Genomic DNA, 15893 nt, shown 5'->3' on the forward strand with positions numbered 1-15893 from the left:
TGGAGGTGCTGAGATGATTAAAATTTTCGGCAAGTATCGTTACCATTGGCAACCCGAATTATCTTGGCTGATTATCTACTGGTCTTTAGCCATCACGCCAATCTTTATTGCGGCGGCCCTTCTATTCGAGTTGTACTCGGTGCCCTCACATATTTTGATGCTCTTCACTATTTTCGTTGCCTTGTTTGGTTTAGGTTTCCATCGATACTTTATTATTGAAGATCATGGGATTCTGCGTATTGTTTCTTTCAATATTTTTAAACCACGCAAAGTGAAAATTAGTGATATTGAAAAAGTTGAAGTTATTAAAACTGGCTTGTGCCTTATTTTTAAAAATGGTAAAAAACGTCGGTTTTATATGAGAAAGTGGCCTAAGAAATATTTCTTAGATGCATTAGCCCTTCACCCTGATTTTAAAGGTGAGGTAGAGTTATTGGATCATATGACAAACTTTGATTACTTTGCCTTTTATGAGGAATCAAAAAAAGCCCTGAAGCTTAAACTTCGCAAATAAGGGCTTTAGTGGGACAAGACTTGACGGCAGTCAAAGTCTCAGGGCTATTTTCAATAATTTGATTGAGTTGGTCGCTGTCTCTGAACCTAACAATACCTTCGTCATCATAATCAAAGACGGGAGAATAGGTTTGGCACAAACCACAAGCGATACATTTTTCTGGAATTAATGATACTTTCATAGTATTATTTTAAAATAGATTTATTGTTTTTACAAGGAGAATATCATGAGTAAAAAACCATGGGAAGATAAGGTTTCTGACGAAGAGTTGGAAGAAGTAGTTGACGCTGATTTTCTAGATGATGAAGATGAGTTTGAGGATTATGAAGAAGAAGAGGATGTCACTCCTTCAGATGAAAAACGCGAAAAAGGTGGCGGATTCATTAATTCATCATTCTTGACTGTCTTGCTTGGATTATTCTTTGTTATTGTTGTATGTATTTTGTTCTTTGTTTTCTATACTTCAAATGTCGGTGGAAACAAAACTGCGGAATCTAAGGAATCATCTGGATTCTACTCATCTTCAACTAGCAAAGTTGTTAAATCTTCATCTAGCAAGAAAGACTCAAACAAAGATGAGGAAAGTGAGAAATCTACTGCAGAAAAATCTTCAAAAGAGAAATCATCTTCAACTAAAGCATCAAGCTCTTCTAAACATGTAGAAAAAGAAGATGCAACTGAGTCAGCTGAGACAGCATCATCAAGTGCTACGGCAGCAGCAGATGGTTCATCAATTGTTGTTCAATCTGGTGAAGGTGCTGGTTCAATTGCCGCACGTGCAGGTATCTCTGTAGATGAGTTGGAACGTCTTAACCCTGATCACATGACAAGTGGTTACTGGTATGCTAACCCAGGTGATGTCGTTAACGTTCAATAATTTTAAAAGCAAAGGAACATCATGAAAGATATTAGAATTGCTATTGATGGTCCTGCGTCAAGTGGAAAAAGTACAGTAGCCAAGATTATTGCAAAAAATCTTGGCTATACTTATCTTGACACAGGTGCTATGTACCGATCTGCAACTTATTTGGCCTTGCAGAATGGTTTGACTGAGGAAAATGTACCAGAAATTTTGGAGCAACTATCTCAACATCCGATTTCATTCGGAAAAGCAGCAGATGGTAGTCAGCAAGTTTATGTTGGTGATGTTGATATTACACACCCCATTCGTGATAACCAAGTCACCAATAATGTTTCTTGGGTAGCAGCCATTCCTGAAGTGCGCCAAGAACTGGTTGCGCAACAACAACGTATTGCTCAAGATGGGGCTATTATTATGGATGGACGTGATATTGGGACTGTGGTTTTGCCTGATGCAGAACTTAAGATTTTCTTGATTGCTTCAGTTGATGAACGTGCGGAACGCCGTTATAAGGAAAATATCGAAAAAGGTATTCCTGTTGACCTTGAGACTTTGAAGAAAGAAATTGCTGAACGTGACTATAAAGATAGTCATCGTAAGGTTTCACCTCTTAAACCAGCGGAAGATGCCATCACTTTTGACACTACAGGTGTATCTATTGATGGTGTTGTGGAATTTATTCAAGAAAAAGCAAAAAAAATTATTGACAAAGGATGACTCACTTGTTATACTATTAACAATGAGAAAAGCAGAAGTGAGAACTTCTCGCCTTGCGACTTAGGTTGTCTGGCCCAACATGTCAAATCCCAATAGGGATATTATGTGTGCGGGCTTGTATATCAAGTCCGCTTTGTTTTTCTCTAAAAAAATAAAGAGGTGAAGATCATAGCTAAGAAAGATCTATTCATTAACGATGAAATTCGCGTTCGCGAAGTTCGTCTTGTTGGTCTTGATGGTGAACAATTGGGAATTAAACCATTGTCAGAAGCGCAAGCTATTGCAGATGATGCAAATGTTGACTTGGTTCTCATCCAACCACAAGCTACGCCACCTGTTGCGAAGATTATGGACTATGGTAAGTTCAAATTTGAGTATCAAAAGAAACAAAAAGAACAACGTAAGAAACAAAGCGTTGTTACCGTTAAGGAAGTTCGTTTGAGTCCAGTTATTGATAAAGGTGACTTTGAAACTAAACTTCGTAACGGCCGTAAGTTCCTTGAAAAAGGAAACAAGGTTAAAGTTTCTATCCGATTCAAAGGTCGTATGATTACTCACAAAGAAATCGGAGCTAAGGTCTTGGCGGAATTTGCTGAAAAAACGCAAGATATTGCGATTATTGAGCAAAGAGCGAAGATGGATGGACGTCAAATGTTCATGCAACTTGCACCAATTCCTGACAAAAAATAATTGTCAAACTAACACTATTTTAAGAGGAGAATTTTAAAATGCCAAAACAAAAAACACACCGCGCATCAGCTAAACGTTTCAAACGTACAGGTTCAGGTGGATTGAAACGCTTCCGTGCCTTCACATCTCACCGTTTCCACGGTAAAACTAAAAAACAACGTCGTCACCTTCGTAAAGCGTCAATGGTACATTCAGGTGACTTTAAACGTATCAAATCAATGCTTTCACAAATGCGTTAATCCGCTACAAGCATTACAAATTAACTAAACTAGAATTAATTCGGAGGAATATATAAATGGCTCGTGTTAAAGGTGGCGTTGTATCACGCAAACGTCGTAAACGTGTATTGAAACTTGCTAAAGGTTACTATGGTGCAAAACACATCTTGTTCCGTACTGCAAAAGAACAAGTAATGAACTCTTACTACTATGCATACCGTGACCGTCGTCAAAAGAAACGTGATTTCCGTAAACTTTGGATCACACGTATCAATGCGGCAGCTCGTTTGAACGGTTTGTCATACTCACAATTGATGCACGGTTTGAAATTGGCTGAAATCGAAGTTAACCGTAAAATGCTTGCTGATTTGGCAGTTAACGATGCAGCAGCTTTCACAGCTCTTGCAGATGCAGCTAAAGCAAAACTTGGTAAATAAGAATTAAGATGGGTTTTACCCATCTTTTTTTATGGAGGTAATTATGATTCGTTTAGCAAGAGCAGAAGATATTCAAAGATTACAGGAGTTATTGGGGCAGATTCTTCTAGTTCATCATCACGCACGTCCTGATGTTTTTAAGTCAGAAGGCAGTAAATTTACAGATGCAGAGTTAGAAGCAGTAATTAATGACTCAAAAAAACCTGTGTTTGTGTACGAGGATGACGAAGGGCGTATCTTGGGCCATCTTTTCTTAATGATTAAAGAAGAAACTGAAAATGATGGTCCACAAAAGGCTGTTAAGACTCTTTTTATTGATGATTTATGTGTTGATAAGGAAGCTCGAGGTCAAAAATTAGGAGAAAAGCTTTACCAATTTGCCTTGGACTATGCTAAGGAGCTAGGTTGTTATAATCTGACACTTCACGTATGGAATGATAATGCAGGTGCTCTACGTTTTTACGAACGTTTAGGTATGAAACCGAGATATACAGAAATGGAAACTATCCTAAAATAATACGTTTTCATGAGAGAAATTTAACTTACGAGGAGAAAATATTTTTGATATGCTAAAATAGAACTTTTAGAAATGGAGAATTTTAATGCCTCGTAATTTTAAAGAAGCTTTGCTTTTTACATTTTTGATGTGTGGAATGATGGTCTGTGGGATGAGTCTCTGGAATCTTCTCATCCTTGATTGGACTGGAGTAGTTCCCTTTGCTTGGGGTCACTTTTTCCAAGGTTATCTTCCTGGATTTGTGGTTGCTTTCTTACTTGATATGCTTTTGGTGGGGCCACTAGCCAAAACAATAGCATTTGCAATTTTGCATAAAGTAAAAGCCCATGATAAACGATGGGCAAAGATTTTAGTGATTTCTGGGACCATGGCGCTACTCATGGTAACGTTTATGTCATTCTATGGATTAGTTTACAACAGTCAGTCGGTGACGCTATTATCCTATGGTCGTGCTTGGTTGACAAATGTTATCATGGCTTTACCACTTAATTTTCTAGTGGTTGGTCCAATCTCACGTTTTATCTTGGGAAAACTACAAAAACCATTGCCTGGTGAAGAAGTCGTTGAGAATTTTGACGACGATGATGAATTACCAACGATAATATAAAAAACTGGAGTTTTTTTCCAGTTTTTTTATATCAAAAGCAGCCACGGACGTGACTGCTTAATGATGATTAGTTTTTCTTCTTCATTTCACCATGTGGGTAGTAAGTTCCCTCTGGCATATCATTAATGAAAACATGAATGGCTTCTTTAGGTGCTTTGGCAACACGTGATACAACCTCAGTAACTTCGCGAGCAAGTTCGATTTTTTGTTCTTCAGTACGACCTTCAAAGAGATCAATCTTTACAAATGGCATAATGCATCTCCTTAGTTTTGATAGTCCTATTATAGCATTAATGAAGAGAATATTCTAAAGTTTATGGAAATTCTTGAAATGATATTATCGAAATGCTACAATGTGCTGATTCCTAATAGGAGGACCTAAAGTATAAAGAGCTAGATAGTCAAGAACTTAACCTCTTAGCTGATATAAATGCTATTACTTTAGATTCGACTGTTCCTGATTTAGGAATTTTTCACATTCTATTGAAGATGGTATGAAGTCTTTTGACATTCGGTAAGGGATTGCATTTTTTATTGGCTTTGTTTATAAGGGATGAAAACTCTTACTAAAAATGGTAAAATAGTGCTAACTAAAGACAGTAAGGAGTAAATTATGACAATTGATTTTCGTGCCGAAGTTGATAAGCGCAAAGATACCTTGATGGAGGACCTTTTTGGTCTTTTGCGTATTAACTCAGAACGTGATGACAGTAAGGTTGATGATAAGCACCCATTTGGTCCTGGACCAGTAAAAGCTTTGGAACATTTTCTTGCTTTAGCTGAACGTGATGGTTATAAAACTCGTAATATTGATAATTATGCTGGTGACTTTGAATTTGGTCAAGGTGACGAAGTATTGGGTATCTTTGCACACTTGGATGTGGTTCCAGCTGGGAGTGGTTGGGATACAGATCCTTATGAACCTGTAATCAAAGATGGCAAACTTTATGCTCGCGGGTCATCAGATGATAAAGGCCCAACAATGGCTTGTTACTATGCCTTGAAAATTATTAAAGAACTCGAGCTTCCAGTATCTAAGCGTGTGCGTTTCATTGTTGGTACTGATGAAGAATCTGGTTGGGGCGATATGGATTATTACTTCGCTCATAATGGGTTGAAAGATCCTGATTTTGGTTTTTCACCTGATGCAGAATTTCCAATTATCAATGGTGAAAAGGGTAATATTACAGCTTACCTCCATTTTGAAGGTCAAAATGATGGAGAATTTAGTCTAGTGTCTTTTAATGGTGGTTTGCGTGAAAATATGGTTCCTGAATCTGCAAGTGCAGATTTCACTGGACCTATCACTTTGAAAGAACTCGAGGCTAAATTAAAAGACTTTGTTGCGGAACAAGAAGTAACTGGTCAAGTGACCGAAGAAGCGGGGGCTTTCCATGTGACTATTCATGGGAAATCAGCTCATGGTATGATGCCTCAAAATGGTATTAATGGAGCAACCTACTTAGCCCTCTTCCTTAGCCAATTTGATTTCCAAGGTAATGCTAAAACGTATTTGGATTTAATTGCTGAAACACTTCATAAGGATTTCTTCGCTGAAAAGACAGGCCTTGCCTATACAGACCCTAAGATGGGTGAATTGACCATGAATGCTGGTGTATTTAACTTCGCTAAGGAATCTGAAGATAATACGATTGCTCTGAATTTCCGCTATCCTCAAGGGGTTGATACGGACGCGATTAAAGCTGATCTTGAAAAACTCAAAGGTCCTAAGGCGGTTAGTCTCTCAGAACACGGTCATGTGCCACACTATGTACCAGTTGATGATCCTATGGTAGAGACTCTTCTTTCAGTCTATGAGAAACAAACAGGGCTTAAAGGTCATGAACAAATTATTGGTGGCGGCACATTTGGACGTCTTCTCAAACGTGGTGTTGCCTATGGAGCTATGTTCCCTGGTTATGTTAACACGATGCACCAAGCAAATGAGTTTACTGAGGTTGAAGACTTGTACCGTGCTGCTGCCATTTATGCAGAAGCTATCTATGAGTTAATCAAATAAAAAAGAGAGACAGTTTTGTCTCTTTTTTGAGGAGGAAAATATGGAAACACTTGAAGAATTAACACAAGCAATTATGTCCGATGAACAAAATAAAGCTTTTACGGAACAAGGTATAAAACCCTTGTTTACCATTCCAAAAACGGCACGAATTAATATTGTAGGACAAGCTCCTGGTATTCGTGCCCAAGAGTCCGGCCTTTATTGGAATGATCCTAGCGGTGATAATCTCAGGGATTGGATGGGCGTTTCACGCGAAGAATTTTATGAATCTGGCATGTTTGCTATTGTACCAATGGATTTTTATTTCCCAGGTCATGGTAAATCAGGTGATTTACCTCCTCGCAAAGGATTTGCAGACAAGTGGCATGAGAAAGTTCTTGCTTTAGCTCCTGATATTCAATTGACGATTTTAGTAGGTAACTATTCACAGCGTTACTATTTGCATCAAAAATCATCGGCAAAATTAACGGATACAGTTAAGCATTACAAAGATTACCTTCCTGAGTTTTTCCCTCTCGTTCATCCCTCTCCACGAAATAATATTTGGCAAGCCAAAAATCCATGGTTTATGGAAGAAGTAGTTCCAGATTTGAAGGCCTTGGTCAAAAAAATCTTAAGTCAATGATTTCTGATATATGAACTTGGATTGTCATTAGGTATTGTTATCAAATTAATGAAGCAACATTTAGAACATGTCCAAATGATATAAAGATTTGAGCCCCTTGGGGCTCTTTTTGATACTTTAACAAAAAGAGTCGCAAAAATAATTAACAAAACTTTAATATAAAGCTTATATTATGCAATTTAATTCTAATTTTCAGAAGAAGTAACATATAAAATTAAGGTAGCTATCCTTTTAAACTAAAGAATCAATTAAATAATACTTACAAATTGAAAATGAGTGTAATTTTTTGGAAATATTAAGACAATTCTATTGACAGAAAGTTTAAAAGTGATAGACTTTAGGTGTTAAGAAAATTTAGAAGGAAATTTGTGATATGGGAAGAAAAGATTCACAACGTTTTTCAATCAGGAAGTATAGTTTTGGAGCTGCTTCTGTTCTTTTGGGTACAACCATTCTTGCGATGGGGGCAACTGGTGTACATGCAGATGAGGTTTCAACTTCAGCTGCTACTGATACACCACTTAGTGCTTCTGTACTAACAGATACTGCTGCCGATCCGGCAACGACTGTTGATCATTCAGAGAAACAAGTTGTTTCTGTCAAAGAAGAAGGAAATACCACTGTAACAACAAGTGTTGTTACAACTGATAGTCTTGAGGATGCTAAAACTTCTGCGGTAAAAGAAGGGGTAGAAGTCGAAGAAACTGCACCTCAAACACATACATCCCTAGAGGGTGCTATTGCTGACAATCAAGCTCAATCAAAAGAGATTAACACGGTTGTTTCGGATTATCAGAAGGCAAAAGAAAGCCACAAAAAAGATGTAGCTGAGTATGATAAAGCTAAGGCTGAGTACGATGCTAAAGTGGCCGAAAAAGCAGCAGCTGATAAAGCAAACGCTGCTTCTAAAGCACAGTATGATACTGATCAAGCTGCTTATGAAAAAGGGTTAGCTAAATACCAAGCTGATAAAAAAGCCTATGATGCAGCATTGGAAGAGTATAATACTCAAAAATTAACTTATGATTCTAAAGTAGCCGAAAAAGCAGCTGCCGATGTAGCTAATGCTAAGTCAGAAGCCGATTACAAAGTACAGTTGGCTATTTATGAAACTGCTAAGAAGAACTATGAAGCTGCTATGGCTCAGTATACCAAAGACAAGGCAAAATATGATGCTGAGAAGGAAGCTTATGATGCTAAAGTAGCTGAAAAAGTTCGTACAGAAATCGAAAACAAGGCAGCTCAAGAGCAGTATGAGAAAGATCTAGCTACTTATAATGTCGCTTACGAAAAATATCAAACCGATTTAGCTGCCTACAAGACTGCCAAAGCCGCCTACGATGCTAAAGTAGCCGAAAAAGCAGCAGCTGATGCAGCCAATGCACAAGCTAAAGCCAAGTATGACGCAGAAATGGTCACTTACGAAGCAGCTTTGTCTGAATATAAGACAAATAAGGCTTCGTATGATGCCGCTCTAGCTGAATACAATACGAAAAAAGCAGCCTATGATGCTAAAGTAGCTGAGAAAACACAAGCAGAAATTACTGATAAGGCTGCTCAAGAGCAATATGAGAATGATCTTGCTGCTTACAATGCGGCTTACGAAAAATATCAAACTGATTTAGCTGCCTACAAGACTGCTAAAGCAGCCTACGATGTCAAAGTAGCCGAAAAAGCAGCTGCTGATAAGGCAAATGCGGAAGCTAAAGCTAAGTATGATGCAGAAATGGCTGTTTATAATGCAGCTAAAGCACAATATGATAAAGATTTACAAGAATACCAAGCTAAGAAAGCGCAATACGATAAAGATAAAGCAGCCTATGATCAACTTGTTGCTATTAAAGCAGAAGAAGATGCTGCAAAAGCTAAGTATGAGGTTGAGCTTGCAAAATACAATGTAGACCTAGAGCAATACGGCAAAGATTTTGCTACCTACCAAACAAAACTTGCTGAATATCAAACAGCTTTGGCACAGTACAAAGATGCTAAAGCAGCCTATGATAAGTACATGAATGATAATGGTTTCCAAGATCTAAAAGATGTAGAAACTGTTCAAGATTTGACCTTCCAACGTGAAGGTGGAGCCATTCATACCATCAATGGCATCAGCGCTTATCTCACTCGTGATGCTCAAGCTCGTTTGAATACTAGCAATGTCCATCAGTATGATTCCAATAAATTGGAAGCCTCAGATATTGTAGCAACTAGTCCTTGGGCCAATAATGAAACTGAGTATATTCAAGTTAAGGAAGGCGACAAATTTGTTGTTACTTATGATAACTTGAATCAGTCAAGCATGCGTGAAAATACGGATATGCATCCGATCAAGCGCGTGATTTATCGCTATGAAATTTTGAGTCTTCCATCAAATGACGGTAAAGGAATTGCAGCCGTTAGCTCAGACCCAACTGTAACACTAACAGTCGGTGCTTCAACAGACCAAAATAAACCAGTTAAAGTTGCTGTAGATGTTGAATTCTATGATGGTAATGGCAATAAGTTTGATTTGACACAGCACAATGCGATTGTTGCTTTGAACTCTCTTAACCACTGGACAGGTGCTTCTTATGTAGATAGTGGGGATAAACCTCGTGCCCTTACAGTAGAAGCCAAAGATAAAGATGGTAACACTGTTCGAGGAACTTGGAATCCGTATGCAGATGGTTCATCAATGAGCATTGAAAACAATGCAGTTGTTGTTAAAAATGGAACTGTTGACTTTGGTACTGCTGATGTCACTATCTCTGCTGAAAATCCAATCAAGATTGTGGCACAAAAAGCAACGTGGAATGGTAGTGAATTTACAGTTAGTGAAGAAACCGTTGTTGACGCGACTTCAGTCAATGCTTCAGGTGCTGGGAATGGTCACTCTATCGGAACAGATGAGTTCACATTAGACGGTAAAGATGATGTTATCGGTTCTTATACGATTGATCCAACTTCAGGACGTATCATCTTTACTCCTAAGAAGAAATTTGAAAATGTAGAGCACCAAGAATCTGTAAATGTTGGAAACAATAAATACATTCCAATTCCAAATTCAAGTGTTTCTTATGATTCTGCTACAAAAGAGGTGACATCATTTAAAGATAACCAATACATTGAACATGGGTCTATCTTTAATGGTGAATCTTCAACGACTCTTGAAGGTTGGGATAATCCATCTTCTCCATACCTCTATTATGGTGGAGCAGGCTTGAAGATGGCTGATGGTCACTTGGTATTTACGGCCAATGGAGCTAATGCTGCTGGTCAACCAACAGTATATTGGTTTGCGATTAACTCAAATGTTGGTATTCCAAAAAATCCAGGTGAAGCGCCAAAAGAGCCAACAGCTCCTGAAGAACCAAAGGCTCCAACACCACCAACGATTACATTGGAAGTTCTTCCAGCGGTACCAACAGAACCAACTCCGCCAACAGCTCCTACGGCACCGACAGAACCTAACTACACTGTGGTTACAGTTGATGCAGAGGAACCAAAGGCTCCAACAGAACCAAAAGCTCCAACGCCACCAACTCCGACAGTTGTTGAAGTTCCAGCGGAACCAAGCAAACCAGAAGAACCTAAAGCGCCAACACCACCGACAGAACCTAACTACACTGTGGTTACAGTTGATGCAGAGGAACCAAAGGCTCCAACAGAACCAAAAGCTCCAACGCCACCAACTCCAGCTTTAGTTGAAGTGCCAGTGGAGCCACGTAAGATTACGGCTCCAGTAGAACCTAAGGCTCCGACTCCACCTACACCAGTAGTTGTAGAGGTACCTGGTGAGCCAACAAAACCAACGCCACCAACAGCTCCAACAGCTCCAACACCACCAACTATGGTCACAGTTAATGTTCCTAATAAACCTGTTTCACCTAAAGAACTTGTAGCTCCTAAGGTAAAATGGCATAAAAATTATCTTGTTGAGCGCGTAACACGTCCAGTATCAACGACGCCACCAACACCTCAAAAACCAAAAACTCCTGGAACACTTACAGGACCAAACGTTACACCAACTTCTTCTGTAGTTGCTAAGCAAGAAACAGAAAGAACTAATAGTGGACAATTGCCAGAAACAGGAGATTCTAACCAAAAATTAGCATCTGTAACTGGTGTAGGCTTGCTTACAATGGCACTTACAGGTCTATGGTCAGCTCGCAAACGTAAACATTAATAAGATAAAATAAAAGATTAGGTTGTTTTGTTATGCAAGACAGTCTAGTCTTTTTTAGTTACTTATTGATAGATGTTTGCCTTTTAAAATAAGTTTGAATGTTAAAACTAATAGGGGAAACGAGAGGACATGATTTATGTGAAAGAGCTATCCAAAAGCTAAATATCACAATGAAAAATAAAATGAAAGCTTATAGTTGATTGTTTTTCATAATCTTTTCAATAAAAAAACATTAAAGTGAATCATCCTGGATATTATAAAATTAAACCTTCTATTTACAACGAAAACACTATTTATTATAGGGTTTTATCTATCTAAATACTTTGATATTAAAAAGTATTTGAATTTAAGAATCTAATAGAATTTAAAGGAATGGATGTTTTTATGAGATATCTCAAATTGACAAGGTTCTTTCTTTTGTTAGAATATGAACATAACTAAATATAGAAGGACGTAATTTAAATGGGGAAAAAGGAATTACAACGTTATTCACTCAGAAAGTCTAGCCTTGGTGCAGCTTCTGTTCTTTTGGGGACTGCAGTTCTTGCAGTAGGAGCTTCAAATGCAAGCGCTGATGAAGTGGCAACATCTACAGATTCAGTAACACCAGCAGTTGAAGCAACAGATGCTGTTGAAGAAAGCACTTCTGCCGTAGCAGATTCAACTGAGAAGAAGGTTGTTAACGTTACTGAAGAAGGCAACACAACTGTTACAACGAGTGAAGTAACAAATACAAGCTTAGAAGCTGCAAAAACAGCTGCAACTAACGAAGGGGTTGAGGTTAAGGAAGAACCTGCTCAAACCAAAGAAACTGTTGAAGCAGCTGCTGCAGATAATAAAGCACAAGCAGAGAAAATCAATACAGTCGTTTCAGATTATAAAGCGGCTAAAGAACAATACAAGTCAGATAAAGCTGACTATGATAAAGCAAAAGCAAACTACGATGCCAAATTAGCTGAGAAAGCACTTGCTGATAAAACAAATGCTGAGGCTCAGGCTAAATATGATACTGAAAAAACAGCTTATGATAAAGCTTCAGAGCAATACCAAATTGCTAAGCAAGCTTATGACTCAGCCCTTTCAGAGTACAAGACTAAGAAAGTTACTTATGATGCTAAGGTAGCAGAAAAAGAAGCAGCTGATAAAGAAAATGCCTTGTCTGCAGCTAAATACCAAGCAGAATTGGCAACTTATAACCAAGCAAAAGCTGATTATGAAGCAGCTCTTGCACAGTACAATAGTGATAAGGCCAAATACAATGCTGAAAAAGCTAATTATGATAATAAAGTAGCTGAAAAAGTTGTTATTGAAAAACGTAACGCTGAAGCTGAAGCTAAATATCAAACTGAGCTAGCAGCATATAATGAAGCAAAAGCTAAATATGATGTAGAAAAAGCAGCATATGACAAGAATCTTGAACTTTATAACGCTAAGAAAACAGCTTATGAAGCAGATCTTGAAACAAAACAAGCTATTGAAAAATACAATGCAGATGCTAAAGCTAAATACGAAGCAGCCTTGGTTGTCTACAATGAGCAAAAAGCTAAATATGACCAAGAATACCTTGAGTATCAAAACAAATTAGCTGTCTACCAAACAGCGCTTAAACAATACCAAGAAGCTAAAACAGCTTACGATAAATACATGAATGATCCTGTATATCGTAACCTTAAAGATGCTGAAGTTGTTCAAGAATTGACCTTCCAACGTGAAAACGATGCAACACACAAAGTTGAAGGTGTAAGTAACTACTTGACAAAAGAAGCACAAGAGCGTCTTAACACAAGTAATGTTTTCCAATATGACTCTAACAAGTTACAAGCATCTGACATTGTTTCAAATAGCCCTTGGACAAATACTGAAGACGAGTGGGTTCAAGTTAAAGAAGGTGACAAATTTGTTGTTACATATGATGGTTTGAACCAATCAAGCATGATTGTTGAGAATGAAGCATCAGCAATCAAACGTGTTGTTTACCGCTATGAGATTGTTAGCCTTCCATCAAATGACGGAAAAGGTATCGCGAAAATCAGTAAGGATCCAACAGTAACTATGACAGTTGGTGCATCAACTGATCAAGATAAACCAGTTAAAGTAGCAGTAGATGTTGAGTTTTACGATAAAGATGGTAAAATGTTCAACCTTAGTGAGCGTAATGCTATCGTAGCACTTAACTCACTAAACCACTGGAATGGTGCAGCTTATGTTGAAACATCTGAGCGTCCACGTCCACTTACAGTAGAAGCGAAAGACGTTAATGGTAATACTGTCCGCGGTACATATAATCCTTACGCAGATGGCTCTACTTTGGCAATCCAAAACGGTGAAGTTGTTACTAAATCTGGATACGCTGATTTCGGTGGCGCTACTGTTAACATTTCTGATGAGAACCCACTTAAGGTAGTTGTTCCTATCACTGACTGGAATGGTTCAGAATGGGTTGTCTCACGTGAAATTCCATCTGATGTAACAACTCTTAATGCTTCTGGTAGTGGTAATGGACACGCTCTTGGTAACCAAGATTATACATTTGGTGATAAAGATGATGTTATTGGTTCGTACAGCGTTTCTGCTGAAACTGGTTTGATTACATTCACACCTAAGAAAAAATACCAATCAACACGTCACCAAGAATATGTAAATATTGGTGATAACCAATTCATCGCTATTCCAAAATCATCAGTTACTTATGATGCTGCTACTAAAGAAGTAACATCAGTCAATGATAACCAATACATTGACCATGGTGCAGTCTTTAATGGTGAGACAACGTCTGAATTGACAGGTTGGGATAACGCTGATTCACCTTACCTCTATTATGGAGGTGCAGGTATCAAGATGACAAATGGTCACTTGGTATTTACTGCTGAAGGTGCAAATGCTGATGGTGCACCAACAGTATATTGGTTCGCAATCAACTCTAATCTTGGTTTGCCTAAGAATCCAGGTGAAAAACCTGAAGAACCTAAGGCACCAACACCACCAACAGCACCGGTTAAACCAGTTATTAAAACAGTTGGTATCAATCCACAAGAACCAACACCACCAACACCACCAAAAGAGCCAGTGGCACCAACGCCACCAACTCCAAAGGTAGTTGAAGTACCTGGTAAACCACAAGAACCAACACCACCAACAGGTCCAACGGCACCAACGCCACCAACACCAAAAGTGGTTGAAGTTCCAGAAAAACCGGTTGAACCAACACCACCAACAGGTCCAACGGCACCAACGCCACCAACACCGAAAGTAGTTGAAGTTCCTGCTAAACCAGTAGAACCTAAAACTCCTGAAAAACCAAGTGTTGTATGGCACAAGAACTATGTCGTTGAGAGAGAGTCTCACGTGGTACCACCAACACCACCGACTCCACAAACACCACCAACACCTGTTACTCCTCCAACTCCAGTGACACCGCCAACTACACCAACTCCAGATACTGAAGTTCCTGTAGTGCCTCAAGCTGAGTTGCCACAAACTGGTGAGCACACTAGCAATGCTGGATTTATTGGACTTCTTTCAATGATTTTTGCAGCCTTTGTAGGATTCTTCAAACGTCGTAAAGAAGATTAAGTGGTGCTATTAAATTAGTTCCCCATCAAAACTAGATTCTATTTAGAATCTAGTTTTTATTTTTGCTAGGTTTTACTCCCTCGTATCATTTCTATTTACTGTTGAAACATGTTATAATTATTTTGAACGACTATTATAGAAAGATGCAAGGAGACGAGCATGGAAGAACTTAAGAAAATCGCTGGCGTAACCGCTGCCAAATACGTTGAAGATGGAATGGTTGTTGGACTCGGTACAGGGTCAACAGCTTATTTCTTCGTGGAGGAAATTGGCCGTCGTATTAAGGAAGAAGGCCTTAGTGTTGTTGGAGTAACGACATCCAGTCAAACCACTAAACAAGCTGAAGGTTTAGGTATTCCTTTAAAGGCAGTGGATGATATTGACAGTATTGATGTTACTGTTGATGGCGCCGACGAAGTAGACCCTCAACTCAATGGGATTAAAGGTGGCGGTGGTGCCCTTCTGATGGAAAAAATCGTCGCTACACCTACGAAAGAATATATCTGGGTAGTTGATGAGTCAAAAATGGTTAATCAATTAGGTGCTTTCAAATTACCAGTTGAAGTGGTTCAATATGGTGCTGATCGTCTCTATCGTGTCTTTGAGTCGAAGGGCTATAAGCCATCATTCCGACTTTCGGAGGAAGGTAATCGCTTTGTTACGGATATGAAGAACTATATCATCGATCTTGATTTAGGTAAGATTGAAAATCCAGTAGCTCTTGGTGAAGAACTAAAAGCTATGACAGGTGTTGTCGATCATGGATTGTTCAATGGTATGGTTAACAAAGTCATCGTTGCAGGAAAAGACGGTGTTAAGGTCGTTGAAGTCAAGGCCTAGTCCAATTTTGATTTTCCCTCACTTTTAATGAGGAAAGCTAATTAATTTTGTCAAACTATTAAATAATATAGAAAGGCAAGAGGTAATTTCGAAAAGATTTTATCTCTTTGT

General features: G+C 38.5%; 15 protein-coding genes and 1 other annotated feature. Of the genes, 13 read left to right on the plus strand and 2 right to left on the minus strand.

The features are described from left to right. Nucleotides 1-13: 13 nt before the first annotated feature. On the plus strand, nt 14-514 hold the full coding sequence (locus tag LG375_RS01065) for an EbsA family protein (RefSeq protein ID WP_037620316.1): 501 nt from the start codon (nt 14-16) through the stop codon (nt 512-514). Here LG375_RS01065 and LG375_RS01070 read toward each other — a convergent pair. After that, complete coding sequence (locus tag LG375_RS01070) at nt 498-695, minus strand: ferredoxin (RefSeq protein ID WP_002884882.1); 198 nt, start codon at nt 693-695, stop codon at nt 498-500. The two genes, LG375_RS01065 and LG375_RS01070, sit on opposite strands and share 17 nt — an antisense overlap. A 45-nt stretch (nt 696-740) precedes the next feature. On the opposite strand from LG375_RS01070, the gene LG375_RS01075 reads away from it, so the two are divergent. The 7 genes from LG375_RS01075 to LG375_RS01105 all read left to right on the plus strand — a co-directional run bounded on the left by LG375_RS01075 (nt 741) and on the right by LG375_RS01105 (nt 4562). Next, nucleotides 741-1391 (plus strand): SAG1386/EF1546 family surface-associated protein, encoded by a 651-nt coding sequence (locus LG375_RS01075; protein ID WP_049545090.1) that lies wholly within the window; start codon nt 741-743, stop codon nt 1389-1391. 21 nt (nt 1392-1412) lie between these two features. Further along, nucleotides 1413-2093: a (d)CMP kinase gene (gene cmk, locus LG375_RS01080; protein WP_225745101.1), complete on the plus strand. Its 681-nt coding sequence runs from the start codon at nt 1413-1415 to the stop codon at nt 2091-2093. A gap of 23 nt (nt 2094-2116) precedes the next feature. Continuing rightward, nucleotides 2117-2239, plus strand: a sequence feature (ribosomal protein L20 leader region). 13 nt (nt 2240-2252) lie between these two features. After that, nucleotides 2253-2783, plus strand: a complete 531-nt coding sequence (gene infC / locus LG375_RS01085; protein WP_002885108.1) for a translation initiation factor IF-3 — start codon at nt 2253-2255, stop codon at nt 2781-2783. A 38-nt stretch (nt 2784-2821) separates the two neighbouring features. Continuing rightward, the gene (rpmI, locus tag LG375_RS01090; protein ID WP_002885093.1) at nt 2822-3022 is read left to right on the plus strand and encodes a 50S ribosomal protein L35; all 201 of its coding nucleotides are present in this window, start codon (nt 2822-2824) and stop codon (nt 3020-3022) included. Between the two features lie 56 nt (nt 3023-3078). After that, nucleotides 3079-3438, plus strand: coding sequence for a 50S ribosomal protein L20 (rplT, locus tag LG375_RS01095; RefSeq protein WP_002885090.1), 360 nt, complete (start codon nt 3079-3081; stop codon nt 3436-3438). Between the two features lie 43 nt (nt 3439-3481). Continuing rightward, nucleotides 3482-3955 (plus strand): GNAT family N-acetyltransferase, encoded by a 474-nt coding sequence (locus LG375_RS01100; RefSeq protein ID WP_225745102.1) that lies wholly within the window; start codon nt 3482-3484, stop codon nt 3953-3955. 85 nt (nt 3956-4040) lie between these two features. Then, a complete protein-coding gene (locus LG375_RS01105) occupies nt 4041-4562 on the plus strand; it encodes a DUF2798 domain-containing protein (protein ID WP_225745103.1) in 522 nt (173 codons plus the stop codon). A 67-nt stretch (nt 4563-4629) separates the two neighbouring features. Here LG375_RS01105 and LG375_RS01110 read toward each other — a convergent pair whose 3' ends face one another. Further along, on the minus strand, nt 4630-4815 hold the full coding sequence (locus LG375_RS01110) for a 4-oxalocrotonate tautomerase (RefSeq protein WP_002885057.1): 186 nt from the start codon (nt 4813-4815) through the stop codon (nt 4630-4632). A gap of 360 nt (nt 4816-5175) precedes the next feature. Here LG375_RS01110 and pepV point away from each other — a divergent pair, with 360 nt between their 5' ends. The 5 genes from pepV (at nt 5176) to rpiA (ending at nt 15782) form a co-directional block, all read left to right on the plus strand. Continuing rightward, complete coding sequence (pepV, locus tag LG375_RS01115) at nt 5176-6582, plus strand: dipeptidase PepV (RefSeq protein ID WP_225745104.1); 1407 nt, start codon at nt 5176-5178, stop codon at nt 6580-6582. A 40-nt stretch (nt 6583-6622) separates the two neighbouring features. Further along, nucleotides 6623-7207 carry a uracil-DNA glycosylase family protein gene (locus LG375_RS01120; RefSeq protein ID WP_225745105.1) on the plus strand — a complete coding sequence of 195 codons (585 nt, stop codon included), beginning with the start codon at nt 6623-6625 and terminating at the stop codon, nt 7205-7207. 373 nt (nt 7208-7580) lie between these two features. Next, nucleotides 7581-11369 (plus strand): GbpC/Spa domain-containing protein, encoded by a 3789-nt coding sequence (locus LG375_RS01125; protein ID WP_225745106.1) that lies wholly within the window; start codon nt 7581-7583, stop codon nt 11367-11369. 462 nt (nt 11370-11831) lie between these two features. Further along, nucleotides 11832-14942: a GbpC/Spa domain-containing protein gene (locus tag LG375_RS01130; RefSeq protein ID WP_225745107.1), complete on the plus strand. Its 3111-nt coding sequence runs from the start codon at nt 11832-11834 to the stop codon at nt 14940-14942. A 159-nt stretch (nt 14943-15101) separates the two neighbouring features. Next, nucleotides 15102-15782: a ribose-5-phosphate isomerase RpiA gene (gene rpiA, locus LG375_RS01135; RefSeq protein ID WP_225745108.1), complete on the plus strand. Its 681-nt coding sequence runs from the start codon at nt 15102-15104 to the stop codon at nt 15780-15782. Nucleotides 15783-15893 lie beyond the last annotated feature (111 nt).

Source organism: Streptococcus sp. Marseille-Q3604, assembly GCF_916619785.1.
GTDB lineage: Bacteria > Bacillota > Bacilli > Lactobacillales > Streptococcaceae > Streptococcus.